Below are 26124 nucleotides of genomic sequence, written 5' to 3'. Positions count from 1 at the left end.
TGGAGACGTTGCCGGGTGGGTTGCCTGGGGTCCCGCCCGGCACGGTAGCGTCGTACCTGCCATGGACCTTGCTTATATCCCCAGCCCGTCGACCGGCGTGATCCATCTCGGACCGATCCCGCTGCGCGGCTACGCGTTCTGCATCATCATCGGCGTCTTCGTCGCTGTCTGGCTCGGCAACAGGCGCTGGGTCGCGCGCGGTGGCCGGGCCGGCACCGTTGCCGACATCGCTGTCTGGGCGGTGCCCTTCGGCCTCGTGGGCGGGCGGCTCTATCACGTCGTCACCGACTACCAGCTGTACTTCAGCGAGGGCCAGAACTGGGTCGACGCCTTCAAGATCTGGGAGGGCGGCCTCGGTATCTGGGGCGCGATCGCGCTCGGCGCGCTCGGTGCCTGGATCGGCTGCCGTCGGCGGGGTATCCCGCTGCCTGCCTGGGCCGACGCGCTCGCGCCCGGTATCGCCCTCGCCCAGGCCATCGGCCGCTGGGGCAACTGGTTCAACCAGGAGCTCTACGGACGGCCCACCGATCTGCCCTGGGCGCTGAAGATCAGCGAGGGCGAGAACCGGCTCGCCGGTACGTACCACCCGACGTTCCTGTACGAGTCGCTGTGGTGCATCGGCGTCGCGCTACTGGTCATCTGGGCCGACCGCCGCTTCAAGCTCGGGCACGGCCGGGCGTTCGCGCTGTACGTCGCCGCCTACTGCGTGGGCCGGGGCTGGATCGAGTACATGCGCGTCGACGAGGCACATCATGTGCTGGGGCTGCGGCTCAACGTCTGGACCTCGATCGTCGTCTTCGTGCTCGCGGTGGTCTACCTGGTCGTCTCGGCGAAGCGGCGGCCGGGCCGCGAGGAGATCGTGGAGCCGGCCCCGTCTGCCTCCGGCGCGGGTGACAAGGCTGACGCGGACGCCGTGAGCCTGGACAAGGGCGCCGACGCCGACGCCGATGCTGCCCACAAGGGCCCGGGCGAGCCCGAGGACTCCCCGTCGGCCGACGGGGAGCCGGACGGCGACGTCAGCACCGCTGCCGGCCCGGAGTCCGCGAAGAATTCCTGACTACCTGCGCGAAGGGGCCGCAGCACCGACCGGTGCTGCGGCCCCTTCGTCGTTACTGGCGCGAGCGCTGGGCCAGGGCCAGGGTGCGGCGGGCTCCTGCTACTACCGCCGCGTCCACGAAGCGGCCGTCGGGCAGGGCCAGCGCCCCGCCGTCGGTGGCGGCCGCCTTCACGACGTCCTCGGCGGCCTCGACCTCCTCGGGTGTGGGCAGATACGCCCGTTCGATCACGGGCAGCTGACGTGGGTGGATCGCCGCCCGGCCCAGGAAGCCGAGCGCCCGGCCGTGCGCGCAGGACTGGGCCAGACCCGACAGGTCCCGTACGTCGGGGAAGACCGACTGGGTGGGCGGGGCCAGGCCCGCGGCCCGGGCGGCCACCACGGTCCGCGCCCGCGCCCAGTCGAGGCCCTCGTCCGCGACACCGAGGTCGGCCTGCAGATCGGACTCGCCAAGCGCGATACCGCGCAGGGCGGGGTGGGCGGCGGCGATGTCGAAGGCGCGCTCGACCCCCAGGGCGGATTCGAGCAGCGCGTAGAGCGGGGGGCCCTTGCGCCGGTCGGGACCGGTCAGACCGACGACGTGGAGGATCTCGGACGGGTGCGTGATCTTCGGCAGGCGCAGGCCGCCCAGGCCCGGGAGCCCGGCCAGGGCGTGGATGTCCGCGACTCCGAGCGGGCTGTCGAGGGCGTTGACGCGGACGTGCACCGGGACGGGCTGGGGGGCTGCGAGCAGCTCCGCGGTGGCCGAGCGGGCGTACTCCTTGCGGCCCGGCGCGACCGCGTCCTCCAGATCGACGATGACGACATCGGCCCCGGAAGTCAGCGCCTTGGCCACCACCTGCGGGCGGTCGCCGGGGGCGTACAGCCAGGTCAGGTACGCGTCCGTCACAGCGCGCCGCCCTCCCGCAGCCGCGAGATCTCTGGGCCGGACAGCCCCAGCCCGGTCAGGATCTCCTCGGTGTCCGCGCCGTGCGGGCGGCCCGCCCAGCGGATGGCGCCCGGAGTCTCGGAGAGGCGGAACAGGACGTTCTGCATCCGCAGGGGACCGAGTTCGTCGTCCTGGACCTCGGTGACCGTGTCGAGCGCCCGGTACTGCGGGTCGGCCATCACATCGCGGATGTCGTAGACCGGGGCGACCGCGGCCTCCGCCTTCTCGAAGGCGGTGATCACCTCGTCGCGGCCGTGCGCGGCGATCCAGCCGCCGACCGCCTCGTCGAGTACGTCCGCGTGGGCGGCCCGCCCGGTGCCCGTCGCGAACCACGGCTCGTCGATCAGCTCGGGGCGGCCGACCAGCTGCATGACCCGTTCGGCGACGGACTGGGCCGAGGTGGAGACCGCGAGCCAGCGGCCGTCGGCGGTGCGGTAGGTGTTGCGCGGCGCGTTGTTGGACGAGCGGTTGCCGGTGCGCGGCTGTACGTAACCGAGCTGGTCGTACCAGATCGGGTGCGGGCCGATGGCCATGAGGATCGGCTCGATGATCGCCAGGTCCACGACCTGGCCGCGGCCGGTGCGGTCGCGGCCGGCCAGCGCCGTCATCACGGCGTACGCGGTCGAGAGCGCGGCGATCGAGTCGGCCAGGCCGAACGGCGGGAGGGTGGGCGGCCCGTCCGGTTCGCCGGTGATCACCGCGAAGCCGCTCATCGCCTCGGCGAGGGTGCCGAATCCGGGGCGGTGGGAGTACGGGCCGAACTGTCCGAAGCCGGTGACGCGGGCCAGTACCAGGCGGGGGTTGGCGGCGCTCAGCTCGTTCCAGCCGAGGTTCCACTTCTCCAGGGTGCCGGGGCGGAAGTTCTCGATGATCACATCGGACTCGGCGGCGAGGGCGAGCAGGATGTCCCGGCCGCCGCGTGTGGAGAGGTCCAGTGTCATGGTGCGTTTGTTGCGGCCCAACAGCTTCCACCACAGGCCGACACCGTCCTTGGCCGGGCCGTGGCCGCGGGACGGGTCCGGCCGGTGCGGATGCTCGACCTTGATGACCTCGGCGCCGAAGTCCCCGAGCATGGTGGCGGCGAGCGGGCCCGCGAAGAGGGTGGCGAGGTCGAGTACGCGCAGGCCGGTGAGCGGGGCGGTGGCCGGGGCGGTGGCCGGGGTGGGGGCAGTCATGCGGTGCCTTCCGACTGGGCGCCGGCCTGGGCGTCGATCTCGTTGCGCGCCGGCATGGACGCGGAGGCGCCGGGGCGCTGGACGGAGAGCGCGGCGGCCGCCGATGCCCAGGCCAGGGCCTCGGGCATCGGCCTGCCTTCGCCCAGGGCCACGGTGAGCGCCCCCACGAAGGTGTCACCCGCCGCGGTCGTGTCGACGGCGCGCACGCGTGGGGCCGGGACGGTGACCGGTCCGGCGGCGCCGCGGGCCGCGTAGAGACTGCCCGCCGCGCCCAGGGTGATCACCACCTCCGGTACCTGGCGCAGGAGGGCCTCGGCCGCCTCGTGCGGCTCGGTGAGCCCGGTGAGTGCGGCGGCCTCGTGCTCGTTGGGGACCAACAGGTCGGTGACGGCGAGGAGTTCGGCGGGCAGCGGCTGGGCGGGCGCGGGGGTCAGTACCGTCCGTACGCCGTGGGCGTGCGCCGCGCGCGCACCGGCGAGCACGCCGGACATGGGGACTTCCAGTTGGAGGAGCAGCGCCTCGGCGGCGGCGATCCGGTCCTCGTCGCCGGGTTCGAGCCCGGTCACCGTGCCGTTCGCGCCCGGGACCACGACGATCGAGTTGCCCCCCTCGTCGTCCACCACGATGTGCGCGGTGCCGCTCGCGCCCTCGACGGTGCGGAGCCCGTCGGTGTCGACGCCGGAGGCGGCCAGGGTGGCGCGCAGCCGTACGCCGAACTCGTCGGCGCCCACCGCGCCGATCATCGCCACCGTGCCGCCGGCGCGGGCGGCGGCGACCGCCTGGTTGGCGCCCTTGCCGCCGGGGACCGTACGGAACTCGCGGCCCGTCACGGTCTCTCCGCGGCGCGGGGCCTTCGCCACGTAGGCGACGAGGTCCATGTTCGTGCTGCCGAGCACGGCGATGGTCGTCCTGGTCATGGGTGGAGTGCCTCCTGTGCGGTGAGTGCTGCCAGGGTGTCGAAGCCGATGCCGTCCAGGGTGGCGACCGAGGTGGCGAGGCGGTTCTTGAGCGGGGCCGTCCAGCGGGGAGGGATCGCTTCGGGACTGCCCGCGATGAGTCCGGCGAGGGATCCGGCGGTGGCGCCGTTGGAGTCGGTGTCCCAGCCGCCGGACACCGCACGGCAGATGGAGCCGGTGAAGTCACCGTCGGCGTGGGTGAGGGCGGCCGCGAGGAGGGCGGCGTTGGGGACGACGTGCACCCAGTGGTGGTGGCCGTAGGTGATGTGGAGGCGGTCCACGACCCGGTCGAAGTCGTCGGGCTGGGCGCGGGCGGCATCGATGCCGAAGCGAATCGCCTGCGCCAGGCGGGAGCCCGGCGGAACGACGGACAGGCCGGTGCGCAGGCAGATGTGTACGTCGGTGGTGCCGCCGGCCGCGTCGGCGAGGGCGGCGGCCACGAACATCGCGCCGTACACGCCGTTCGCGGTGTGCGTGAGGGTGGCGTCCCGGTACGCCTGCTCGGCCGCGGCGGCCGGATCGCCCGGATGCGTCCAGCCGTGCACGTCGGCCCGGATCTGGGCGCCGATCCACTCGCGGAACGGATTGCGGTGGGTGGCGGTGTGCGGGGGCTCGATGCCGTGGAGGAGGTTGCGGTACGCGAGACGCTCGGCGGTGAAGGTCCGGCCGGCCGGGAGCTCGTCGAGCCAGAGCCGGGCGACGTCGGTGGTGCGGAAGCCCTTGCCGTACCGCTGGAGCAGAAGCAGGTTGAGGAGCGGATAGTTGAGGTCGTCGTCCTCGGGCATCCCGTCGATGTTCTCGGCGAGGGAGGTCGGCGCGCTGCGGCGGTTCCAGGGGTGGCGGGCCGCGAGGTCAGCGGGCAGGCCGCGTGCGGTGAACCAGGTGTGCAGGGGCCAGTTGCCGGTGGCGCGGGCGAGCGCGCGGATGGCGGGGAGGGGGAGCTTCTCGACGGGCTTTCCGAGGAGACACCCGACGGCCCGCCCGAGCCAGCCGGCATGAAGCCGGGGGAGGAGGCCGCCGGTTGGGGCGCGGGTCGCGGTGACCCCGGCGTCGGCCCCGGGCCGGGCGGTCCCGGGTGCGGGCGGGGAGTTCTCCCCGGCCCCGCCCCTTCCCGAAACTGGGTGCAGATCCCCGGGCCCCCGGGCGCCGGCTTCGCCGGGTGGCGGGGTGGTGGTGGGGTCTGCGGTGCGCGCGGCGGGATGGCCTGCTGGCGTGCTGACGCCGGTTGCGGGCCGGAGTGGGCCGTGGGCTGGGGCGGGGCCGCTTCGGGGGCCTGGGTGCAGATCCCCGGGCCCCCGGGCGCCGGCTTCGCCGGGTGGTGGGGCCCCGGATCCCCAGGGCGCGGCTTCTGGCCGGGGCGATGTGGGGCTCGGTGTCACGGGCCGGCGCGCCTGAGGCGTCGGCCGGTCCGGGCGCGCAGCGCTGGTCGCCGGCAGGTGCGGTGAGGCGGGGGTGTCCCGGCGACCGGGCCAGTTCGGGCAGGCCGTGCGGATGTCGGCCAGGGCCCTGGGCTCCTTCGTCGTCAGAGGGGAGGGGAGCTGGGCCAGTTCGTCCAGTAGGTGGACCGCCAGCTCGCGCAGGTGCGGGGACGGCCGGGTCGGGGACGCGCCCGCGCGGTTCGGGGCGGGTGGACCTCCCGCCGACAGCCAGGCGCGCCGGATCTCCTCCGCGTCGCGGCCGTCCTCGGCGGCCTGCCGCAGTTCGTGGCCGACGAGGTCCTCGGGCTGGACCCAGGTCAGGCGCAGCGCGTCGCGGTCCGCATGCCTGGCCAGAGCTCCCGGCGTCGCTGCCCCGCGGCATCCGGGCTCCGCCGCGGTCCGGCTCACCGGGGGCCCTTCCGCGGGAGCGGGCCGGGCGCGCGGTGGCATCACGTACCCGCAATCGCGCCGAAGGCGGACTCGTGGGCGCGGCGGCGCTGTACGTCGCGCGCGAAGACCTGCCGGGTGACCTCGACGAGCGCCGTCGCCGGCGCGTGCAGGTCCAGGCGGCTCGCCTCCGAGACCTCCTTCGACCAGTCGCGCGGAATGATCCCCTCACCGCGCAGCGCTCCCGCGATCGCGCCCGCCATGGTGGCGATCGAGTCGCAGTCACGGCCGTAGTTCACGGCGCCCAGGACGGTGTGCCGGTAGTCGCCGTCGCCGATCAGCAGCATGCCCAGGGCGATGGGGAGTTCCTCGATCGAGTGCAGCCGGGACGGGCGGCGGGCGGCCAGCGACGGGGCCCGGTAGTCCGGCCCCACCGTGTCGAACGGCGCCACCGCCTCGCGGAGCGGGGCCAGGGCCGACTCGAAGTCCATGTGGCGGGCCGCCACTTCGCAGACCGCCTCGATCGCGGACCGCGTGCCGTCCTTCGCCAGGGCGAGCACCTGGTCGATCACCGTGGCGGGTGTCGCCCCCGGCAGGAACGCCGCCGCGACCGCCGCCGCGAACACGCCCGCCGCCTCGCGGCCGTACGAGGACTGGTGCGCGCCGGCGATGTCCAGCGCCTCGGCGTACGCGCCTGCCGGATTGCCCGCGTTGACCACGCCGACCGGCGCCATGTACATCGCCGCCCCGCAGTTGACGATGTTGCCGGTGCCCGCCTCGCGGGGGTCCACATGGCCGTAGTGCAGCCGGGCAACCATCCACTTCTCGGCGAGGAAGATCCGCTGGAGGGGGAGCGCTTCCGCCTCCAGTTCCGGGATCCAGCGGGGGGTGGAGATGAGGTCCGGGACCAGGTGGTCGGCGACCGCGTACGCGTCGAGGTGGTCGCGGACGACTCCGTATACGCGGATCAGCGCGTGCGTCATCAGGGTGTCGTCCGTGACGTGCCCGTCGCCCTTGTGGTACGGGGCGATCGGGCGGGCCGTACGCCAGTCCTCGTGGAACGGTCCGACGATGCCCCGGACCAGTCCGCCGTGCCGTTCGGCGATCTGTTCCGGGGTCCAGCCCTCGACCGGGCCGCCGAGTGCGTCGCCGACCGCGGCGCCGACGAGGCAGCCCGCTGTCCTGTCCTCCAATGTGAGCGTCATGTCCGAATCATCCCTCTGGTGTGGTCAGTTCCGTGTGCACCAGGAGTTCGGCGAGTTCTACGAGATCGGTGCCGGCGAGGCGGGGGAGGGCGCACCCGGAGAGCGTCCGGCAGGCGTCCCGCCAGGTGGCGGGCAACGACTCGCCGCCGCCGATCGCGCCGGTCAGCGCGCCGGCCAGGGCGGGGGCGGAGTCGGCGACCCGGGACAGGCAGGCCGCGGCGGGCACGGCCTCGGTCACCCGGCCACGGGCGGCGGTGGCGAGGGCGAGGGCGACGGGGACGGTTTCTGCGGCGGCGATCCCGTAGCTGTAGACGTGGTCGACGATCTCGTGCTCGAGCAGTGGTACGAGCGCGAAGGCGCCGTCCGTGGCACGGGCGAGCTTCACCGCGTGCCGGGCGTTGCGGCCGATCTCGGTGGACCCCGGGAGCTGGGCGAGGGCGGCTTCGACGGCGGTGTCGACGTCCGCGCCGCCGAGCGCGGCGGCGACGGCCGCGGCCATGGCGCGGGCGCCGTGCACGCCGTCGCCGTCCTGTGTGTAGCGCGCGTCGAAGTCCGCCAGCCCGGCGGCGGCGGACGGGTCCCCGGGGTGGACGACGGCGAGCACGACGGCCCGTACGCAGGCGGCGTCGTCGAAGTAGTGCGGGTTGTCGTGGCCGGTGGCGGGCGGGCGCAGGCCCTTGGCCAGGTTGCCGAGACCCGCGCGTACGGAGATCCGGGCGCGGAGAGGGAGGACCGCCGACTCGACCTCGGGTGCGCGCTCGGCCGCGGCGGCGACCTCGCTGGCCAGGGCGTTCCACGCGAGGTCGATGGCGGCGCGCATCCGGCGGGACCGGCCGAGGTCGCTGAGTAGCGCGCCGGCGGCGGTGAGGACGGTCTCGGCGGTGAATGCGGCCCATTCGGCGTCGTCGGAGGGGCCTAGGCGGAGGGGCTCCGGGGGCTGGTTGAGGGCGATGGGGACGGGGAGGGTGGTGGTGGCGTTCTGCTCGGCGAAGGTGTCGAGCTCGCGGGTGAGGCGGCGCGTCCACTCGGGCATGCGGGCGGCGCGGTGGCGGGCGGCGGGCCAGCCGGCGGCGTCGCCTGCGGCGAGGCCGAGCAGGAGGCCCTCGATGCGGCGGGGGCGGTACGGGACGAGGGCGCCGGGCCGGTACGCCGCCACCTCCCCGACGTACGCCCCGACCCCGTGGGGCCGCGCCCCATCCCCCGTCCCGGCCCGGTGCCCGTCGCTCCCACCGTCCGGCACCCCGGCCGGGGCTGTGCCCCCGATCCGCGGCATGGCTCTGGCCTGGGCTGTGCCCTCAGCCTGCGGCATGGCACTGGGCCGGGCCCCGGCCTCGGCCGTGCCGGTGGGCCGCGCGGCGGCCCCGGCGCCGGTGCCACGGTCGGCGTGGGCTGTGCCCCGGCCCCGCTCCTCGTCCCCGGCTCCGCGGTCGGCCTGCGGCCCGGCTTCCTCGGCCGGCACCGCGACCCCGCCGGTTTGGGCCGCAGGCCCGGCGCCTGGCCCGGGCGGGGCCGCGGAGTCTTCCCCCACACCGCCCCTTCCCGAAACCGGGGGCGAGCCCCCGGGCCCCCCGGCTGGGCTGCGCGCAGCGGTTGTGGCGGGGGGCGCGGCGGCGTGCGGGTCTGTCGCGGGTGGGCTTCCGGGTGCTGCCCCGGCGGACGTTGCGGCGGCCGTGTACGGCTCTGCCCCCGGCGCCGCGGTGGTTGGGGTTGTGGCGCTGGTGTGCGGGTCTGGGCCGGGGCCCGTCAATGCGCTCGGTTGCGCGGTTTCGGGGGATGGGTTCGTTGGGGGGTGGGTGGGGTTGTTGTTGGTCATGGCATCACCTCGATGTCGTCGTCCGGGGTGAGCAACTCCGCGATGTCCAGGACGTGGTAGCCCTGCATCGAGGGCAGGCAGCTGCCCCGTACCGGGCCGATGGCCGAGCCCCAGTCCGCCGGGATCGATGCCTCCCCCGACATCGCGCCTGCCAGGGCGCCCGCCACCGCCGCCGTCGTGTCCGCGTCGCGGCCCATGTTGACTGCGGTCAGGACCGACGTCGTGAAGTCGCCGCGGGCCGCGACGAACGCGCCGAACGCCAGGCCGACCGCCTCGGGGGCCAGGTCCGTCCAGGGGTAGCCGCCAATGACCACCGCGGAGCGGACCGCGTGCTCGACCGCCAGGGGGTCGCTTCCCGGCCGGAGGCCGTCTCGCTGGGCGGCCGCCACCGCACGGCGCAGCGAGCGGGCCGTCCAGGAGTCGGAGGGGATGACGGAGAGGGCCGCCGCGGTCACGGAGGCGGTGCTGCCGCCGGCCATCGCGGCCGCTACGCCCGCCGCCACCGCCTGGCCGCCGTAGATCCCCTCGCCGTCGTGGCTGACGCACCCGTCGACGGCGACCAGCCGGGCCGCCTCGGCCGGGCGCCCCGCCGCGAAGACGCCGAAGGGCGCGGCGCGCATCGCGAGGCCGTCGCTCCAGGCGTGCCGGTGCTGGGCGGAGATGGGGGCGGCGAGCCCCCGGCGGAGGTTCTCCAGGGTGCCGCGCTCGCTGAAGCCCGCACCCCGGAAGGGGCCTTCGTCGAGGTCCGCGATCCAGTGGTGCCAGGCCGTCTCGACATGGGCGACGGTGAGAGCCGAGCCGTGCCGCGCGAGCAGCAGGCCGGAGAAGATCGCGTACTCCGTGTCGTCCGTGCCCGCCGGGTCGTCCGTGACGAAGCCTTCGATGCGCCCCCAGCGGCGCCGGATCTCCGACGGCTTCATGTTCTCCGCTGGGGCGCCGAGCGCGTCACCGACAGCGAGCCCGAGCAGGGCGCCCCTGGCGCGTTCGAGAAGGACCTGGGGATTGCATGCAATCAACGCCATCGTGTGCCTCTCGCTGTATGCGGACACCTTTGTGCATACGTGCCACGCCGAGGGCTCGCCGAGCGCCGCGAAACCCCCGTGTCACCCGGTCGCCCCGCCGCGTCGAGCACCCGCCAAGCACCTGCCGAGGTCCGGTAAGTACGGCCTTCCTTGCTGGCGAGGGCCTTGATTCGTGCGTACTTTCGAGGTGTTGAGGGGGAGTGACGGGGCGATCGGCCCCGACTCCGGGGAAGGGAGCACTGGGCGCGATGGCCATCATCGAGACCGAAGCGGCACTGCACGAGGCGCACCGCGACAACCACACCCACCGCGATGTGAACGGTGGCTGGCTGCGGCCCGCAGTGTTCGGCGCGATGGACGGCCTGGTCTCCAACCTGGCGCTGATGACGGGCGTGGCCGGCGGTTCCGTCTCCCAGCAGACGATCGTGATCACGGGGCTCGCGGGGCTGGCCGCAGGTGCTTTCTCCATGGCCGCGGGCGAGTACACCTCCGTGGCCTCACAGCGGGAGCTGGTCGAGGCGGAACTGGACGTCGAGCGGCGGGAGTTGCGCAAGCACCCCAAGGACGAGATGCGCGAACTGGCCGCGCTCTACGAGTCGCGCGGAGTCGAGCCGGACCTGGCCCGCGAGGTGGCGAGGCAGCTGTCGAAGGACCCGGAGCAGGCCCTCGAGATCCACGCGCGCGAGGAGCTGGGCATCGACCCGGGCGACCTGCCGTCGCCGGCGGTGGCCGCGGTGTCGTCGTTCGGTTCGTTCGCGCTGGGTGCCTTGCTGCCCGTGCTGCCGTACCTCCTCGGGGCGAGCGCGCTGTGGCCCGCGGTGCTGCTGGCGCTGGTCGGCCTGTTCGGCTGCGGGGCGGTCGTGGCGAGGGTCACGGCACGGTCCTGGTGGTACAGCGGGCTGCGGCAGTTGGCGCTCGGCGCGGCGGCTGCCGGTGTGACGTACGTCCTGGGCAGCCTGTTCGGTACGGCACTAGGCTGACACCACGGTGCGGGGTTATGCAGGGCTGCACATAAGTAGTCGTTACTCGGCGGTTTCGAGTCCTTAACCACGGGGCATGAGTCGGAAGCGCTGCGGCAATGAAGCCTGCTCCGCTACGGACCACGGGCACTGATCATCGACGATCTGTCCGCTTCGGTCCCCCTTCACCGCTCTGTGTGGTGTCCGCATGTTGGAATGACCTATCCGCTTCGCGAGAAGCGCCTCATCATGTAACCTGCACGAAATTTCGCAGAGGGCCAACGTCGTCCCTCGGCAATGCATATGCCACGACGACGACGGGAGTGCCGATGCGTTCCGACGCCTGGTCGCCCATGGATGGTCGCCCCGCCAAGCAGGGGATGTACGACCCTCGTAACGAGCACGACGCCTGTGGTGTCGGGTTCGTGGCCACCCTGACTGGTGTCGCCAGTCACGCACTGGTCGAGCAGGCGCTGACCGTACTGCGGAACCTCGAGCACCGTGGCGCCACCGGCTCCGAGCCGGACTCCGGCGACGGCGCCGGAATCCTGCTCCAGGTGCCGGACGCGTTCCTGCGTGAGGTCACCGAGTTCGAGCTGCCCGAGCCCGGCGCGTACGCCGTGGGTATCGCCTTCCTGCCCGCCGACGGCTCCGCACAGGCCGTCGCGCAGATCGAGGCCATCGCCGCCGAGGAGGGCCTCACGGTCCTCGGCTGGCGCGAGGTGCCCGTCACCCCGGACCTGCTCGGCAACGGCGCCCGCGCCACCATGCCGGCCTTCTCCCAGCTCTTCGTGTCTGGAGGAGGAACGTCCGGGCTCGACCTGGACCGCAAGGCCTTCGTGCTGCGTAAGCGCGCCGAGCGCGAGGCCGGGGTGTACTTCCCGTCGCTCTCCGCCCGGACCATCGTCTACAAGGGCATGCTGACCACCGGCCAGCTGGAACCGTTCTTCCCCGACCTGTCGGACCGCCGCTGCGCCACGGCCATCGCGCTCGTGCACTCGCGGTTCTCGACCAACACCTTCCCGAGCTGGCCGCTCGCCCACCCGTACCGTTTCGTCGCGCACAACGGCGAGATCAACACGGTCAAGGGCAACCGCAACTGGATGCGCGCCCGCGAGTCGCAGCTCGCCTCCGAGGCGTTCGGCTCTGCCGACAATGGACACGGCGGGAGCGAGAAGCTCGAGCGGATCTTCCCCGTCTGTACGCCCGACGCGTCCGACTCCGCATCCTTCGACGAGGTCCTGGAGCTGCTGCACCTCGGGGGCCGGTCCCTCCCGCACAGCGTGCTGATGATGATCCCGGAGGCGTGGGAGAACCACACGTCCATGGACCCGGCCCGCCGTGCCTTCTACCAGTACCACTCCACGATGATGGAGCCCTGGGACGGCCCGGCCTGTGTCACCTTCACCGACGGCACCCAGGTCGGCGCGGTCCTCGACCGCAACGGTCTGCGCCCCGGCCGCTACTGGGTCACCGACGACGGCCTCGTCGTGCTCTCCTCCGAGGTCGGCGTCCTCGACATCGACCCCGCCAAGGTCGTCCGCAAGGGCCGGCTGCAGCCCGGCCGGATGTTCCTCGTCGACACCGCCGAGAAGCGGATCATCGAGGACGACGAGATCAAGGCCGGCCTGGCCGCCGAGCACCCGTACCAGGAGTGGCTCGAGGCCGGCGAGATCGAGCTGGAGGACCTCCCCGAGCGCGAGCACATCGTGCACACCCACGCCTCGGTCACCCGCCGCCAGCAGACCTTCGGCTACACCGAGGAAGAGCTGCGCGTCATCATCGCGCCGATGGCCAAGACCGGCGGCGAGCCGCTCGGCTCGATGGGTACGGACTCCCCGATCGCGGCCCTGTCCGAGCGCCCCCGGCTGCTCTTCGACTACTTCACCCAGCTGTTCGCGCAGGTCACCAACCCGCCGCTGGACGCCATCCGCGAGGAGCTCGTCACCTCGCTGCACTCCTCGCTCGGCCCGCAGGGCAACCTGCTGGAGCCGACCGCGGCCTCCTGCCGCAGCGTCACGCTGCCCTTCCCGGTGATCGACAACGACGAGCTGGCCAAGCTCATACACATCAACGCCGACGGCGACATGGCCGGCATGACCGCCGCGACGCTCTCCGGTCTCTACCGGGTCGGCGGGGGCGGCGACGCCCTGGCCGCCCGGATCACCGAGATCTGCGCCGAGGCCGACGCCGCCATCGAGGACGGCGCCCGGCTGATCGTCCTCTCGGACCGCCACTCGGACGCCGAGCACGCGCCGATCCCGTCGCTGCTGCTGACCTCCGCCGTGCACCACCACCTCATCCGCACCAAGCAGCGCACCCAGGTGGGCCTGCTGGTCGAGGCCGGCGACGTCCGCGAGGTGCACCACGTCGCGCTGCTCATCGGCTACGGCGCCGCCGCCGTCAACCCGTACCTGGCGATGGAGTCGGTCGAGGACCTGGTTCGCGCCGGTACGTTCTTCCAGGACCTGCCGGGCATCGAGCCCGAGAAGGCCATCCGCAACCTGATCTACGCCCTCGGCAAGGGCGTCCTGAAGGTCATGTCCAAGATGGGCATCTCGACCGTCGCCTCCTACCGCGGCGCGCAGGTCTTCGAGGCCGTCGGCCTGGACGAGTCCTTCGTCGAGACGTACTTCAACGGCACCGCCACCAAGATCGGCGGCGCGGGCCTGGACGTCATCGCCGAGGAGGTCGCAGCCCGGCACGCCAAGGCGTACCCGGCCTCCGGCGTCCCCTCCGCGCACCGCGCGCTGGAGATCGGTGGCGAGTACCAGTGGCGCCGCGAGGGCGAGCCGCACCTGTTCGACCCGGAGACGGTCTTCCGCCTCCAGCACGCCACGCGCAACCGCCGGTACGACATCTTCAAGAAGTACACGGACCGCGTGAACGAGCAGTCCGAGCGCCTGATGACGCTCCGCGGACTGTTCGGCTTCAGGTCGGACCGTCCGTCGATCTCCGTCGACGAGGTCGAGCCGGTCTCCGAGATCGTCAGGCGCTTCTCCACCGGCGCCATGTCGTACGGATCGATCTCCCGCGAGGCGCACGAGACCCTCGCCATCGCCATGAACCAGCTGGGCGGCAAGTCCAACACCGGTGAGGGCGGCGAGGACCCGGAGCGCCTGTACGACCCGGCGCGCCGGTCCAGCATCAAGCAGGTCGCCTCCGGCCGCTTCGGTGTGACGAGCGAATACCTGGTCAACGCGGACGACATCCAGATCAAGATGGCGCAGGGCGCCAAGCCCGGCGAGGGCGGCCAGCTGCCCGGCCACAAGGTCTACCCCTGGGTGGCCAAGACCCGGCACTCCACTCCGGGCGTCGGTCTGATCTCCCCGCCGCCGCACCACGACATCTACTCCATCGAGGACCTGGCTCAGCTGATCCACGACCTCAAGAACGCCAACCCGGCCGCGCGTATCCACGTGAAGCTGGTGTCGGAGGTCGGTGTCGGCACGGTCGCCGCGGGTGTCTCCAAGGCGCACGCGGACGTCGTCCTCATCTCCGGCCACGACGGCGGTACGGGCGCCTCGCCGCTCACCTCGCTGAAGCACGCGGGCGGCCCCTGGGAGCTCGGCCTCGCCGAGACCCAGCAGACGCTGCTGCTCAACGGTCTGCGCGACCGGATCGTCGTACAGACCGACGGCCAGCTCAAGACCGGCCGCGACGTGATCATCGCCGCGCTGCTGGGCGCCGAGGAGTTCGGTTTCGCGACCGCGCCGCTCGTCGTCTCCGGCTGCGTCATGATGCGTGTCTGCCACCTGGACACCTGCCCGGTCGGCATCGCCACGCAGAACCCGGTGCTGCGCGACCGCTTCTCCGGCAAGCCCGAATTCGTCGTCAACTTCTTCGAGTTCATCGCCGAGGAGGTCCGCGAGATCCTCGCCGAGCTGGGCTTCCGTACCATCGAGGAAGCCGTCGGCCACGCCGAGCTGCTCGAAACCGAGCGGGCCGTGGACCACTGGAAGGCGCAGGGCCTCGACCTGGCTCCGCTCTTCTACGTCCCCGAGCTGCCGGAGGGCGCGGTGCGCCACCAGCTGATCGAGCAGGACCACGGCCTGGAGAAGGCCCTGGACAACGAGCTGATCGAGCTGGCCGCCGACGCGCTGAACGCTTCGAGCGCCGAGGACGCCCAGCCGGTCCGCGCGCAGGTCGCGATCCGCAACATCAACCGGACCGTCGGCACCATGCTCGGCCACGAGGTGACCAAGAAGTTCGGTGGTGCGGGCCTGCCCGACGACACCATCGACATCACCTTCACCGGCTCGGCCGGCCAGTCCTTCGGCGCCTTCGTGCCGCGCGGTGTGACGCTGCGCCTGGAGGGCGACGCCAACGACTACGTCGGCAAGGGCATCTCCGGCGGCCGCGTCATCGTCCGTCCGGACCGTGGCGCCGACCACCTGGCCGAGTTCTCGACCATCGCGGGCAACACCATCGCCTACGGCGCGACCGGTGGCGAGATCTTCCTCCGCGGCCGGACCGGCGAGCGCTTCTGTGTCCGTAACTCCGGTGCCACGGTCGTCTCGGAGGGGGTGGGCGACCACGGCTGCGAGTACATGACCGGCGGACACGCGGTGGTGCTCGGCGAGACCGGACGCAACTTCGCGGCCGGCATGTCCGGCGGTGTCGCGTACGTCATCGACCTCGCCACAGAGGACGTCAACTCCGGGAACCTGGCGGCGGTCGAGGCCCTGTCCGACGCCGACCAGCAGTGGCTGCACGATGTGGTGCGCCGCCACCAGGAGGAGACCGGCTCGACGGTCGCCGAAAAGCTCCTCGCCGAGTGGGACACCGCGGTGGCCCGCTTCAGCAAGATCATCCCGACCACGTACAAGGCAGTGCTCGCCGCCAAGGACGCCGCTGAGCTGGCCGGACTCTCCGAGTCCGAGACCACCGAGAAGATGATGGAGGCGGCGATCAATGGCTGACCCTAAGGGCTTTCTCACCACGGGGCGCGAGGTCGCCGAGACCCGCCCCGTCGCGGAGCGCGTGAAGGACTGGAACGAGGTCTACGTTCCCGGTTCGCTGCTGCCGATCATCAGCAAGCAGGCCGGGCGCTGCATGGACTGCGGCATTCCGTTCTGCCACAACGGCTGTCCGCTGGGGAACCTCATCCCCGAGTGGAACGACTACGCGTACCGCGAGGACTGGGCCGCCGCGAGCGAGCGGCTGCACGCGACCAACAACTTCCCGGAGTTCACCGGCCGCCTGTGCCCGGCTCCGTGCGAGTCGGCGTGTGTCCTCGGCATCAACCAGCCGGCCGTCACCATCAAGAACGTCGAAGTCTCGATCATCGACAAGGCGTGGGACAGCGGCGACGTCACCCCGCAGCCGCCGGAGCGGCTGTCCGGCAAGACGGTCGCGGTCATCGGCTCGGGGCCGGCCGGCCTGGCCGCCGCCCAGCAGCTGACCCGGGCCGGTCACACGGTCGCCGTGTACGAGCGGGCGGACCGCATCGGCGGTCTGCTCCGGTACGGCATCCCCGAGTTCAAGATGGAGAAGGTGCACATCAACCGCCGCATCGAGCAGATGCGCGCGGAGGGCACCAAGTTCCGTACCGAGATCGAGATCGGCCGAGACATCGACGCCGCGAAGCTGCGCAAGCGGTACGACGCGGTGGTCATCGCCGCCGGCGCCACCGTCTCGCGCGACCTGCCGGTCCCCGGGCGTGAGCTGAACGGCATCCACTTCGCCATGGAGTACCTGCCGCTCGCCAACAAGGTGCAGGAGGGCGACTTCGTCGCGCCGCCGATCACCGCCGAGGGCAAGCACGTCGTCGTCATCGGCGGCGGCGACACGGGCGCCGACTGCGTCGGCACGGCCCACCGCCAGGGCGCGGCGTCCGTCACGCAGCTGGAGATCATGCCGCAGCCGGGCGAGGAGCGGAACGCGAACCAGCCGTGGCCGACCTTCCCCATGCTGTACAAGGTCACCTCGGCGCACGAGGAGGGCGGCGAGCGGGTCTACTCCGTCTCGACCACCCACTTCGAGGGCGACGAGGACGGCAACGTCCAGGCGCTGCACCTCACGGAGGTGGAGTTCATCGACGGCAAGCTGACCCCGAAGCCGGGCACCGAGCGGCAGATCCCCGCTCAGCTGGTCACCCTGGCCATGGGCTTCACGGGCACGGACCGCTCGAACGGTCTGGTCGAGCAGTTCGGCCTGCAGCTCGACGAGCGCGGCAACATCGCGCGCGACGGGGACTACGCCACGAACGTCCCCGGCGTGTACGTCGCGGGTGACGCCGGCCGCGGCCAGTCGCTGATCGTCTGGGCGATCGCCGAGGGCCGCTCGGCGGCCCGCGGGGCTGACCGCTTCCTTACCGGAACGAGTGAACTTCCCGCTCCGGTCAAGCCGACGGACCGGGCGCTGCTCGTCTGACCGGCCCGTCTGAAGAAACGTCCCGTACAGCGTCGTACGGAACTGACCGCGGCGTCTGCCCTTCCCCGACCGGAACTGGGCAGGCGCCGCGGCATGTTTCCAGAAAAGGATCTTGGGGAGAAAAGCGCGGAATCCACTCCAAGGAGGATGCGATGAACTTCAAGAACCTGACGATGACCGCTGCCGCCGTGACCGTCGCCGCGCTGGGACTGGTGGGTACCGCGCCCGCCGCGGCCCATCAGGCTGCTCCGTCCCGCGCCCTGGGCGTCGACTGCGACGGCTACGTGCACAACAACAACCCGGACCACGGCATCGCGGCCTGCACGAACAACACCGATCGCACGATCACCTTCCGCGCGGAGGTGGTCTGCGGACGGGCCCCGGACGTGTCCGGGGACTGGGTGACGCTGGCCCCCGGCGGGTACGGGGAGTCGAACGGGATCTGCGCGTTCTACAGCAGCGGGGTGGGCGCGGTGGGGTGGACGATCCAGTAACCGGGGGGGGCGACTGGGGCGGGGGTGCGGGTTCGGGGGTAACCCGGGGCCGCCCGCCAAGCCCGGCCGGGCCGCCCCGGAGTGGCCGCGAGCCCCCCACACACCGGCCTGCGGCCGGGCGCGCGGGCCAGAGCCGCCCACGAACCGCCCCCGCCCCCGCCTCAGCTCGTACCCAGACCCCGCAGCCACGCCGCCGCCCCTGCCAGTGCCGCGTAGGCCTCCGGTAGGTGGTCCGCTGCTCCCAGGAAGCCGTGGAAGACGCCGGTGTGCAGCTGTACTTGTGCGAGTACGCCGGACCGGGACAGGCGGCGGGCGAATGCCAGGCCCTCCTCGCGCTGCGGATCGCAGTCGGCGAGCACGACGAGCGCGGGTGGCAGTCCGGAGAGGTCGGGGGCGAGGCCAGGGGCGGCGTACGGGTCGGCCGGGTCGCCGTCCGGGCCCAGGTACTGGTCCCAGTACCAGCGCATATGGGCGGTGGTGTGGAAGAAGCCCTCCGCGTACGCCGATGCGGACACGCCGTCGAGACGCGGGTCCAGCACGGGATACAGCAGGAGCTGCCCAGCGATCGCCGGGCGTGCCCCGTGGTCACGCGCCCGCAGGGCGGTGGCCGCCGCGAGATTGCCGCCGCTGGAGTCGCCCGCGACGATGAGCCGCGCCGGATCGCAGTCCAGCTCGCGGGCGTGCTCCGCCGCCCACGCCGCAACGCTGAACGCGTCGTCGGCGGCAGCCGGAAAGCGGTGCTCGGGGGCACGGCGGTAGTCGGCCGAGACCACCACCGCCCCGGTGAGGGACGCGAGCCGGCGGCACAGGCCGTCGTGCGTGTCCAGGTCGCAGAGCACCCACCCGCCGCCGTGGAAGAAGACGATGAGCGGACGGTCCCAGGCAGACCCCGGCCCGGCCCCCGGCCTCGGCCTCGCCCCCGGTCCCGGTCCCGGATCGTAGATCCGTACCGGGACAGGGGTCCTCCGCTCGGTGACGGAGTGCACCTCCGGGAGGCAGCTATTCCTAATAGGAATACTTCTATCAGGCATGTGGGAGAGGGGGAAGGGTCCCGCGAGGTCCGCCCGTACACTTCGGGGCGTGGCGGAGAAGAAGACGGCAGCTGACGAAGAGCGCCCCGCGCTCCCGGCGACCAGCTGGGCGGTGCTCGGACTGCTCTCCTTCGGCGAGGAGTTGTCCGGCTACGACCTGAAGAAGTGGTCCGACTGGTCGCTGCGCTTCTTCTACTGGAGCCCGTCGTTCAGCCAGATCTACAGCGAGCTCAAGCGGCTGGAGAAGGCCGGCTACGCGAACCGGCGGCACAGGTCCTGCTGGTCGGACGCGAGGATGTTGACGGCGAAGCGCCCCGCCGTGCGAATCCTCGGCCAGGTGGACGAGGTGTGGGCCGGGCGGAAGCAGATCAGGGTCGGGTCGAGCGAGACCGCGGAGAAGGACTGCACGGCCATGCCGGCCGGGCGGCCGTCCGGTTCGAGTGCGGTGACGACGGCGACGCCGGTGCAGAAGCTGCTGAGTACGGTCTTCATGACCGTGTCGTCGAGGGGCGTTGCCGCGGGGGTGAGTGTCTCCATTGGAGCCTCCGAGGATTATTTCTACTAGGTATATGCCTAACCGAAACGCTGTGATTGGATACCGGCCCGACGGCGAGGTCCGCTGGACCTTCACCCGGCTGCGCGACGAGATCGCCGTAGCGGCCCGCGCCGCCATCGCCCACGGCGTACGGCCCGGCGACCGGGTGGCGATCTGGGCCCCAACAGCCGCCAGTGGATCGCGGCCGCACTCGGCGCAACGGGCGAAGATGTACGGTCCGTTGCCGTAGTCGCGGATGTCGTAGGCGCCGTTGACGGTGAGCAGGCTGCCGTCCGGCAGGATCACGGTGTCGTCCTGGGTACGGCCGAACGCCCGCGGCTCCTGGGTTTCCCACTTGCCGTCGGTGAGCTGGTAGGTGTTCGGGTCGTCCCTGTTGCCCCCGAGGACGAGTACGGAGTCCGGGCCGCGGAATCCGGCCGGCAGGGGCACCGCGGAGCCGTAGTTGCGGCTGAAGTTGTCGGGCCGCGAGGGCAGGTCCTTGCGGGTCTCCCTGACCGGGTCGAATACCCCACTGCTGCTTGGGGTCACGGCCGAGGCCGTAGACCTTGCCGTCGCGCAGGGTGAACAGTTCGAGGTGAGGATGTCCCTATCGGGTTATTTGTATGACTATGCAAACGTTTTTCACGCTACGGATGTGCGGTCTCTTCGGCCGTATGTGCGAGAAGGGGCCGCGGACGTAATCTCGACATCTCAGTCGCCCCGCACGAGACGAACGGAGACCCATGGCCGGCGTACCGACCACGGCAGGACCGGCAGGTCGTCCGTTGACCGTACGGGTACTGAGGGCCGCCGACCGTACGGCCGTGCCCTGGAAGAACGGCGGAGGCGTCACGCGCGGGATCGCGGCCTGGCCCGAGGGTGCCGGGATGGATGGCTTCGCCTGGCGGGTGAGTCTCGCTGAGGTCGGCGCGGACGGGCCGTACTCCGCGTTCCCGGACATCGAGCGGACGCTGACCATGGTCGAGGGCGCGGGTATGGACCTCACGGTCGGCGGGCAGCGCCGACGGGTGGACGAGCGTTACGTACCGCAGGACTTCGCGGGCGACGAGCCGACCGGGTGCCGGCTCCTCGGCGGGCCCGTCGCCAACTTCAACGTCATGTACCGCAGAGGTCGCGCGCAGGCGGAGACCTCGGTCGTACGAGGCCGGCTGCGGCTCGCTGTCCCGCCCGGCGGGACGGTACTGGCCGTCGTGCTGGAGGGGACCGCGGTCCTCGAAGGGGCGGGGGCGCGCGTCGAACTCGGGCTGTACGACGCGGTGATGGTGACCGGTGAGTCGCGGGGCGGGTCGTCGGGCGAGTCGCCCGGCGTACTGCGGACGGAGGGGCGAGCGGCGGTCGTCACGCTCCGGACCCGCTGACGCTCAGGGCATGAAGGCGCGGTCTCCTCAGGGCGACGGTCCGGTTCCACCCCCCTTCGCCACGCCGGCGGACCAGCTCGCACTCCTCGGGGTTACGCCGCCCAAGGGGGGCCGAACATGAGCAGGCCGAAGCCCGCCGGGCGGGGCTGACCGCGCGCAGGACCGACAACGGCAGCAAGCTGCGATCCCGAATCGGCACCCACTGTCGACCGTCGGGGAACTCGACTTGGAAGTCAGGCGCAGCCGATGACTGTGTCCACGGCCTGGCGCAGGTGCGTCTTGACGGTGGTGGCGTCGTCGAGGTAGGCGCCGGACATGGCGCCGTCGCGGAGGAGGACCAGGGTGTGGGCCGCCCGGTCGGGGGCTGGGTGGCCGGCTTCGATCAGATGAGTGCGGATGGTGTCGCGGAGCCAGGTGCGATGGGCGTCGACCGCGGCCCGTACCGGGTGGCCGGCTTCGGGGTATTCCGCGGCGGCGTTCATGAAGGTGCACCTCGGAAACCGGTGCCGTCCAGGCCCGTCAGCCGCTGCCCCCCTCAGCCCGCCAGCACCCGCGCCCGGCACGCCGCCGGCGTCCCCCACGCGTCGCGCAGCGGCCGCGTCTTCCGCAGCCACAGCGAGAGGTCCAGCTCTTCCGTGTAGCCGACCGCACCGTGCAGCTGCAGGGCCGTCCGGGCGGCCGCGTACGCCGCCTCGCCCGCTGTCACCTTCGCCGCCGCGACCTCGGCGGGGTCCAGGGACAGCGCCGCCGCCCACAGCAGCGGCCGCGCGAACTCGAGGCCGATCAGGGTGTCCGCAAGCCGGTGCTTGACCGCCTGGAACGAGCCGATCGCCGCGCCGAACTGGGTCCGCTGCCCGGCGTACGCGACGGTCCGGGCCAGGAGAGCGTCACCCACCCCCAGCGCCTGCGCCGCCGTCAGCAGGGCCGCCCAGCTCCCGGCGCGGCCCGCCGCCTCCCGTACCGCCGGGCCGCTCGCCAGCAGCTCGCCTCCCGCCGCCGGGCGGAACAGCCGCCGGGCCGGATCAGCCGACGGCCGCGGCGGCCCGTACCCGTGCGCCAGCCGCAGCTCCTCGCCGCTGACCACGAAGACCGCGTCGGCCGCGTCGGCGTCCAGGACGTAGCGGCCCTCGTCCAGGCGCAGGGTCGCCGAGACCTGGCCGGAGGCCAGCGGGGGCAGCCACTCCTTCGCCGCCGGGCACTCCTGCGCCAGTGCGCTCAGCAGCACCGCGGCGGCTGCCGTCTCGACCACAGGCCCCGGCACGGCGTGCCGCCCCAGCTCCACGAAGGCGACGGCGAGTTCCACCGGCAGGGGGCCCATGCCGTCGTACGCCTCCGGCACCGCCAGCGCGAACACCCCGGCATCGGCCAGCCGGGACCACAGCGCCCGGCCGGGCCCGTGGTCCCCGGCCCCCCACGCCCGTACGGCGGACGGGGTGTCCGCGGCTGTGAGCATCGCGTCCAGCGCGCGGGCGAAGGCGCGCTGCTCGTCGTCGAGGAGAAAACGCATCAGCGGCGGCCCTTCGGGAGGCCGAGCAGTCGCTCGGCGATGATGTCGCGCTGGATCTCGTTCGTACCGGCGTAGATGGGGCCGGCGAGGGAGAAGACGTACGACTCCGACCACTCGCCGTCCGCCAGCTCGCCGTCCGGGCCCAGCAGGTCGAGCGCCGCTTCGTGCAGCGCGATGTCGTACTCCGACCAGAAGATCTTGTTGAGGCTGGACTCGGCGCCGATCGTGCCGCCCGCCGCGAAGCGCGAGGCGTTGGCGTACGTGAAGAGCTGATAGGCCCGCGCCCCGATGACGGCGTCGGCGACCCGGTCCCGCATCGCGGTGTCGGCCGGGTCCCCGTCCGTACGCCACAGCTGTACGAGCCGGTCGGCGGCGGCCAGGAAGCGGCCGGGCGAGCGGAGCGTGAGCCCGCGCTCGTTGCCCGCCGTGGACATCGCGACCTGCCAGCCCTGGCCGGGCTGCCCGATGACGTCCTCGTCGGGGACGAAGACCCGGTCGAGGAACAGCTCGGCGAAGGCCGGCTTTCCGTCCAGCCGGCCGATCGGGCGTACCGTCACGCCGGGCGCCGCCAGGTCGAACATCAGATACGTCAGCCCGTGGTGGGGCTTGGCGGCCTCGGGATCCGTACGGAAGACGCCGAACGCGCGGTCGGCGAAGGCCGCCCGCGAGGACCAGGTCTTCTGGCCGTGCAGCAGCCAGCCGCCCTCGGTGCGTACCGCGGTCGACCTGAGCGAGGCGAGGTCGGAGCCCGCCTCCGGCTCGGACCAGGCCTGCGCCCAGATCACTTCGCCGCTCGCCATGGACGGCAGGACCCGCGCACGCTGCTTGTCCGTCGCGTGGTCGAACAGCGTCGGCGCCAGCAGGTTGATACCGTTCTGGGAGACCCGGCCGGGCGCCCCCGCCGCGTAATACTCCTCCTCGAAGACCAGCCACTGGAAGATGCCGGCCCCCCGGCCGCCGTACTCCTCGGGCCAGGAGACGGCCGACCAGCGATCGGTGTACAGCCGCGCCTCCCACTCCCGGTGGGCCGCGAAGCCCTCCTCCGTCTCCAGCGAAGGCAGCGGCTCGGCGGGGACGTTCGCGGCGAGCCACTGGCGCGCCTCGGACCGGAAAGCCTCCTCTTGCCCGGTGTGCCGCAGGTCCATCAGCTGCTCGCCTTCTTCATCGCTGACACGTCCATCCCGCCGAGCGAGTCCGCCGCCGTCTCGGCGTTGTGGGCATGGGCGAGGTGGTGCAGTGCGAAGACCGAGTCCATGCCGGTGTGCATGCCCTGAAGATCCTCGGCCTGGTTCACCGCCCGCTTGGTCAGCGCCAGTCCGAATCTCGGCATCTGGGCGATGCGCAGGGCGAGTTCATCGGTACGGGCGGCCAGTTCGGCCCGCTCCACCACCCGGTTGACCATGCCGACCTCGTACGCCCGCCGAGCGCTCATCCGGTCGCCCGTGTACAGGAACTCCTTGGCGATGCGCGGCGGCATCACCCACGGATGCGCGAAGAACTCCACTCCCGGGATGCCCATCCGTACCACCGGGTCCGCGAAGAAGGCGTCCTCGCTCGCCACGATCAGGTCGCAGACCCAGACGAGCATCAACCCTCCTGCCACGCACGCCCCCTGGACGGAGGCGATGACCGGCTTCGGCAGCTCGCGCCAGCGCCGGCACATGCCGAGATAGACCTCGGACTCGCGGGCGAACCGGCTCTCCGCGCCCGCCTTGTCCGAGTGGTCCCACCACAGTCCCGCCCGGCGCTCGAAGGGGAGGTGGGCGTCGCGCTCGGGGGTGCCGATGTCGTGGCCGGCGGAGAAGTGCTCGCCGGCCCCGGCCAGTACGACCACCTTGACCTGGGGGTCGTCCGCCGCGCGGTAGAAGGCGGTGTCGAGGGCGTAGGTCATCGCGGAGTTCTGGGCATTGCGGTAGCGGGGGCGGTTCAAGGTGACGTACGCGACCGGGCCCCGGCGCTCGTACAGGACAGGCTCCTTAGCGGGTTGTTCGGCAGGTTCTTCGTGGGCGGGCATCTGCACATCCTTCCCTAACAAGTGTTTGGTAGGTTAACGTACGGCCATGAGCAGCGTCGAGGAGTTCCGCACCGAGGTTCGCAGCTGGCTACGGGCTCATCTCAGCGGCGAGTTCGCGGACCTCAAGGGGCCGGGGCGGGCCGGGCAGAGAACACGAGGCCTTCGCCGAACGCCTCGCCTGGGAACGGCATATGGCCGCCCACGGCAGGACCTGCATCGGCTGGCCGAAGGAGTACGGCGGCCGGGGCGCGAGCGTCGAGGAGCAGATCGCCTTCCACGAGGAGTACGCCCCCGCCCGCGTGGGCCACATCGGCGAACAGCTCCTCGGACCGACCCTGATCGCCTTCGGCACCGAGGAGCGGAAGCGCCGATTCCTGCCGCCGATCGTCGCCGTCGAGGAACTGTGGAGCCAGGGATACAGCGAGCCCGACGCCGGCTCCGACCTCGCAGGCGTCCGTACCAGAGCGGCCCTGGGCGGGGACGAATGGGCCGTGCACGGCCAGAAGATCTGGACCTCACTCGCCCATGAAGCACAGTGGTGCTTCGTCATCGCCCGCACCGAGCCCGGCTCCAAGCGCCACGCCGGCCTCTCCTACCTCCTCGTCCCCATGGACCAGCCGGGCGTCGAGGTCCGGCCGATCGTCCAGCTCACCGGAACCAGCGAATTCAACGAGGTCTTCTTCGACGGGGCGCGCACCGACGCGTCGCACGTCGTCGGGGAGGCCGGAGACGGCTGGCGCATCGCCATGGACACGCTCGGCTTCGAGCGCGGCGTCTCCACCCTTGGCCAACAGGTCGGATTCCGCAGGGAATGGGAAGCGCTCGCCGAGCTGGCGAGGAAGGACGGCACCCTGGGCGACCCCCTGATCCGAGACCGGCTCGTCCGCGGCGCCGCCTCGCTGGTCGCCGCCGGGGCACCGTACGGCCTCGACGACTGGCAGCGGCTGTTCCCCTTCTCCCGCGCCGACACCATCTACGCCGGATCGGACGAGATCCAGCGCAACATCATCGCCGAGCGGGTGCTCGGCCTCCCGAAAGAACCCAGGCAAGCCAAGGAGATACGCGCATGAGCGGCGCCCCGCAGTACCTGCCCGGCCATGGTCTGCTGGAAGGCCGGACCGCCGTCATCACGGCCGCCGCCGGGGCAGGCATCGGCGGCGCCACCGCGCGCAGATTCCTCGAAGAGGGCGCGAGCATCGTCATCGGCGACGCACACGCCCGCAGACTCAAGGAGACCGAGGCCGTACTCGCCGAGGAGTTCGGCGCCGAGCACGTCACCTCGCTGCCCTGCGACGTCACCGACGAGGCCCAGGTCCAGGCGCTCTTGGCGCTCGCGGGGACGGCACACGGCGGACTGGACATCGTCGTCAACAACGCCGGACTCGGCGGCACCGCGGCGCTCGTCGACATGACCGACGCGCAGTGGTCGAAGGTCCTCGACGTCACACTGAACGGCACCTTCCGCTGCACCCGCGCCGCCCTGCGCTCCCTCAAGGCGCAGGACACCGGCGGTGTCATCGTCAACAACGCCTCCGTCATCGGCTGGCGCGCCCAGGTCGGGCAGGCCCACTACGCCGCCGCCAAAGCCGGCGTCATGGCGCTCACCCGGTGCGCGGCGGTCGAGGCCGCCGAGTACGGCGTACGCGTCAACGCCGTAGCCCCGAGCCTCGCCCTGCACCCGCACCTGGCCAAGGTCACCACCCCCGAGCTGCTCGAAGAGCTGACCGCGCGCGAGGCCTTCGGGCGGTACGCCGAGCCCTGGGAGGTGGCCAACGTCATCGTCTTCCTGGCCAGCGGCTACTCCTCGTACATGACGGGCGAGACGGTCTCCGTCAGCAGCCAGCATGCCTAGGGGGTGCCCGGGCCGCTGGA

The 26124-nt window shown here is 72.3% G+C and carries 21 protein-coding genes and 2 pseudogenes; 10 read left to right on the top strand and 13 right to left on the bottom strand.

Going from position 1 to position 26124, the window contains the following annotated elements; translation table 11 throughout:
- Positions 1–61: 61 nt before the first annotated feature.
- Positions 62–1057, top strand: coding sequence for a prolipoprotein diacylglyceryl transferase (gene lgt, locus NLX86_RS03860; protein ID WP_254370139.1), 996 nt, complete (start codon positions 62–64; stop codon positions 1055–1057).
- Positions 1058–1109: 52 nt separating this feature from the next.
- Here lgt and NLX86_RS03855 read toward each other — a convergent pair whose 3' ends face one another.
- The 7 genes from NLX86_RS03855 to NLX86_RS03825 all read right to left on the bottom strand — a co-directional run bounded on the left by NLX86_RS03855 (position 1110) and on the right by NLX86_RS03825 (position 9958).
- Positions 1110–1943, bottom strand: coding sequence for a CoA ester lyase (locus NLX86_RS03855; RefSeq protein ID WP_254370138.1), 834 nt, complete (start codon positions 1941–1943; stop codon positions 1110–1112).
- Positions 1940–3157, bottom strand: a complete 1218-nt coding sequence (locus NLX86_RS03850) for a CaiB/BaiF CoA-transferase family protein (RefSeq protein ID WP_254370137.1) — start codon at positions 3155–3157, stop codon at positions 1940–1942. The genes NLX86_RS03855 and NLX86_RS03850 overlap by 4 nt, the downstream gene beginning before the upstream one ends.
- Positions 3154–4074 (bottom strand): ribokinase, encoded by a 921-nt coding sequence (rbsK, locus tag NLX86_RS03845; RefSeq protein ID WP_254370136.1) that lies wholly within the window; start codon positions 4072–4074, stop codon positions 3154–3156. The genes NLX86_RS03850 and rbsK overlap by 4 nt, the downstream gene beginning before the upstream one ends.
- Positions 4071–5492, bottom strand: coding sequence for an ADP-ribosylglycohydrolase family protein (locus tag NLX86_RS03840; RefSeq protein WP_374213834.1), 1422 nt, complete (start codon positions 5490–5492; stop codon positions 4071–4073). Before NLX86_RS03840 ends, rbsK begins: the two co-directional genes overlap by 4 nt.
- Positions 5493–5980: 488 nt before the next feature.
- Positions 5981–7123, bottom strand: coding sequence for an ADP-ribosylglycohydrolase family protein (locus NLX86_RS03835; RefSeq protein WP_254370135.1), 1143 nt, complete (start codon positions 7121–7123; stop codon positions 5981–5983).
- Positions 7124–7130: 7 nt separating this feature from the next.
- Positions 7131–8396: an ADP-ribosylglycohydrolase family protein gene (locus NLX86_RS03830; protein WP_302060935.1), complete on the bottom strand. Its 1266-nt coding sequence runs from the start codon at positions 8394–8396 to the stop codon at positions 7131–7133.
- 536 nt (positions 8397–8932) lie between these two features.
- The gene (locus NLX86_RS03825; RefSeq protein WP_254370133.1) at positions 8933–9958 is read right to left on the bottom strand and encodes an ADP-ribosylglycohydrolase family protein; all 1026 of its coding nucleotides are present in this window, start codon (positions 9956–9958) and stop codon (positions 8933–8935) included.
- A 248-nt stretch (positions 9959–10206) separates the two neighbouring features.
- Here NLX86_RS03825 and NLX86_RS03820 point away from each other — a divergent pair, with 248 nt between their 5' ends.
- The 4 genes from NLX86_RS03820 to NLX86_RS03805 all read left to right on the top strand — a co-directional run bounded on the left by NLX86_RS03820 (position 10207) and on the right by NLX86_RS03805 (position 17786).
- On the top strand, positions 10207–10938 hold the full coding sequence (locus NLX86_RS03820; protein ID WP_254370132.1) for a VIT1/CCC1 transporter family protein: 732 nt from the start codon (positions 10207–10209) through the stop codon (positions 10936–10938).
- A gap of 308 nt (positions 10939–11246) precedes the next feature.
- Complete coding sequence (gltB, locus tag NLX86_RS03815; protein ID WP_254370131.1) at positions 11247–15839, top strand: glutamate synthase large subunit; 4593 nt, start codon at positions 11247–11249, stop codon at positions 15837–15839.
- Complete coding sequence (locus NLX86_RS03810; RefSeq protein ID WP_254370130.1) at positions 15832–17292, top strand: glutamate synthase subunit beta; 1461 nt, start codon at positions 15832–15834, stop codon at positions 17290–17292. Before gltB ends, NLX86_RS03810 begins: the two co-directional genes overlap by 8 nt.
- 152 nt (positions 17293–17444) lie before the next feature.
- Positions 17445–17786: a hypothetical protein gene (locus tag NLX86_RS03805; protein WP_254370129.1), complete on the top strand. Its 342-nt coding sequence runs from the start codon at positions 17445–17447 to the stop codon at positions 17784–17786.
- A 161-nt stretch (positions 17787–17947) separates the two neighbouring features.
- Here NLX86_RS03805 and NLX86_RS03800 read toward each other — a convergent pair whose 3' ends face one another.
- Positions 17948–18772, bottom strand: a complete 825-nt coding sequence (locus tag NLX86_RS03800; protein WP_254370128.1) for an alpha/beta hydrolase — start codon at positions 18770–18772, stop codon at positions 17948–17950.
- A 94-nt stretch (positions 18773–18866) separates the two neighbouring features.
- Between NLX86_RS03800 and NLX86_RS03795 the strand changes: the two are divergent.
- A pseudogene (locus NLX86_RS03795) lies at positions 18867–19085 on the top strand (PadR family transcriptional regulator); the annotation flags it as partial.
- On the opposite strand, the gene NLX86_RS03790 reads toward NLX86_RS03795, so the two are convergent.
- Positions 19070–19309, bottom strand: a complete 240-nt coding sequence (locus tag NLX86_RS03790; RefSeq protein WP_254370399.1) for a flavin reductase family protein — start codon at positions 19307–19309, stop codon at positions 19070–19072. The pseudogene NLX86_RS03795 and the gene NLX86_RS03790 sit on opposite strands and share 16 nt — an antisense overlap.
- A gap of 95 nt (positions 19310–19404) precedes the next feature.
- Between NLX86_RS03790 and NLX86_RS03785 the strand changes: the two genes are divergently transcribed.
- Both NLX86_RS03785 and NLX86_RS03780 read left to right on the top strand, forming a co-directional pair.
- Positions 19405–19602 carry a hypothetical protein gene (locus NLX86_RS03785; RefSeq protein WP_254370127.1) on the top strand — a complete coding sequence of 66 codons (198 nt, stop codon included), beginning with the start codon at positions 19405–19407 and terminating at the stop codon, positions 19600–19602.
- A gap of 493 nt (positions 19603–20095) precedes the next feature.
- Complete coding sequence (locus NLX86_RS03780) at positions 20096–20731, top strand: HutD family protein (protein WP_254370126.1); 636 nt, start codon at positions 20096–20098, stop codon at positions 20729–20731.
- Positions 20732–20964: 233 nt separating this feature from the next.
- On the opposite strand, the gene NLX86_RS03775 is transcribed toward NLX86_RS03780, so the two are convergent.
- The 4 genes from NLX86_RS03775 to NLX86_RS03760 are packed head-to-tail and all read right to left on the bottom strand — an operon-like array spanning position 20965 to position 24252.
- Positions 20965–21213 carry a hypothetical protein gene (locus tag NLX86_RS03775; RefSeq protein WP_254370125.1) on the bottom strand — a complete coding sequence of 83 codons (249 nt, stop codon included), beginning with the start codon at positions 21211–21213 and terminating at the stop codon, positions 20965–20967.
- Between the two features lie 53 nt (positions 21214–21266).
- Positions 21267–22238, bottom strand: coding sequence for an acyl-CoA dehydrogenase family protein (locus NLX86_RS03770; protein ID WP_254370124.1), 972 nt, complete (start codon positions 22236–22238; stop codon positions 21267–21269).
- Entirely contained in the window at positions 22238–23383 is a 1146-nt protein-coding gene (locus tag NLX86_RS03765; protein WP_254370123.1) for an acyl-CoA dehydrogenase family protein, read from the bottom strand. The genes NLX86_RS03770 and NLX86_RS03765 overlap by 1 nt, the downstream gene beginning before the upstream one ends.
- Positions 23383–24252 (bottom strand): enoyl-CoA hydratase, encoded by an 870-nt coding sequence (locus NLX86_RS03760; protein WP_254370122.1) that lies wholly within the window; start codon positions 24250–24252, stop codon positions 23383–23385. Before NLX86_RS03760 ends, NLX86_RS03765 begins: the two co-directional genes overlap by 1 nt.
- Positions 24253–24298: 46 nt before the next feature.
- Between NLX86_RS03760 and NLX86_RS03755 the strand changes: the two are divergent.
- Together NLX86_RS03755 and NLX86_RS03750 are read left to right on the top strand one after the other, a co-directional pair.
- Positions 24299–25322: pseudogene (locus tag NLX86_RS03755) on the top strand (acyl-CoA dehydrogenase family protein).
- A complete protein-coding gene (locus tag NLX86_RS03750; protein WP_254370121.1) occupies positions 25319–26104 on the top strand; it encodes an SDR family oxidoreductase in 786 nt (261 codons plus the stop codon). The pseudogene NLX86_RS03755 and the gene NLX86_RS03750 overlap by 4 nt, the downstream one beginning before the upstream one ends.
- Positions 26105–26124: the final 20 nt, after the last annotated feature.

This window comes from Streptomyces sp. A3M-1-3 (genome assembly GCF_024213665.1).
GTDB lineage: Bacteria > Actinomycetota > Actinomycetes > Streptomycetales > Streptomycetaceae > Streptomyces.
Note: the sequence above shows the minus strand (reverse complement) of the source record. Positions and strands in the feature narration are given on the sequence as shown.

Excerpts from the sequence above, each read along its gene's own strand:
- lgt (WP_254370139.1), top strand. The coding sequence starts at position 62 with ATGGACCTTGCTTATATCCCCAGCCCGTCGACCGGCGTGATCCATCTC.
- NLX86_RS03850 (WP_254370137.1), bottom strand. The coding sequence starts at position 3,157 with ATGACTGCCCCCACCCCGGCCACCGCCCCGGCCACCGCCCCGCTCACC.
- rbsK (WP_254370136.1), bottom strand. The coding sequence starts at position 4,074 with ATGACCAGGACGACCATCGCCGTGCTCGGCAGCACGAACATGGACCTC.
- NLX86_RS03835 (WP_254370135.1), bottom strand. The coding sequence starts at position 7,123 with ATGACGCTCACATTGGAGGACAGGACAGCGGGCTGCCTCGTCGGCGCC.
- NLX86_RS03830 (WP_302060935.1), bottom strand. The coding sequence starts at position 8,396 with ATGCCGCGGATCGGGGGCACAGCCCCGGCCGGGGTGCCGGACGGTGGG.
- NLX86_RS03825 (WP_254370133.1), bottom strand. The coding sequence starts at position 9,958 with ATGGCGTTGATTGCATGCAATCCCCAGGTCCTTCTCGAACGCGCCAGG.
- NLX86_RS03820 (WP_254370132.1), top strand. The coding sequence starts at position 10,207 with ATGGCCATCATCGAGACCGAAGCGGCACTGCACGAGGCGCACCGCGAC.
- gltB (WP_254370131.1), top strand. The coding sequence starts at position 11,247 with ATGCGTTCCGACGCCTGGTCGCCCATGGATGGTCGCCCCGCCAAGCAG.
- NLX86_RS03810 (WP_254370130.1), top strand. The coding sequence starts at position 15,832 with ATGGCTGACCCTAAGGGCTTTCTCACCACGGGGCGCGAGGTCGCCGAG.
- NLX86_RS03805 (WP_254370129.1), top strand. The coding sequence starts at position 17,445 with ATGAACTTCAAGAACCTGACGATGACCGCTGCCGCCGTGACCGTCGCC.
- NLX86_RS03790 (WP_254370399.1), bottom strand. The coding sequence starts at position 19,309 with ATGAAGACCGTACTCAGCAGCTTCTGCACCGGCGTCGCCGTCGTCACC.
- NLX86_RS03780 (WP_254370126.1), top strand. The coding sequence starts at position 20,096 with ATGGCCGGCGTACCGACCACGGCAGGACCGGCAGGTCGTCCGTTGACC.
- NLX86_RS03775 (WP_254370125.1), bottom strand. The coding sequence starts at position 21,213 with ATGAACGCCGCCGCGGAATACCCCGAAGCCGGCCACCCGGTACGGGCC.
- NLX86_RS03770 (WP_254370124.1), bottom strand. The coding sequence starts at position 22,238 with ATGCGTTTTCTCCTCGACGACGAGCAGCGCGCCTTCGCCCGCGCGCTG.
- NLX86_RS03765 (WP_254370123.1), bottom strand. The coding sequence starts at position 23,383 with ATGGACCTGCGGCACACCGGGCAAGAGGAGGCTTTCCGGTCCGAGGCG.
- NLX86_RS03760 (WP_254370122.1), bottom strand. The coding sequence starts at position 24,252 with ATGCCCGCCCACGAAGAACCTGCCGAACAACCCGCTAAGGAGCCTGTC.
- NLX86_RS03750 (WP_254370121.1), top strand. The coding sequence starts at position 25,319 with ATGAGCGGCGCCCCGCAGTACCTGCCCGGCCATGGTCTGCTGGAAGGC.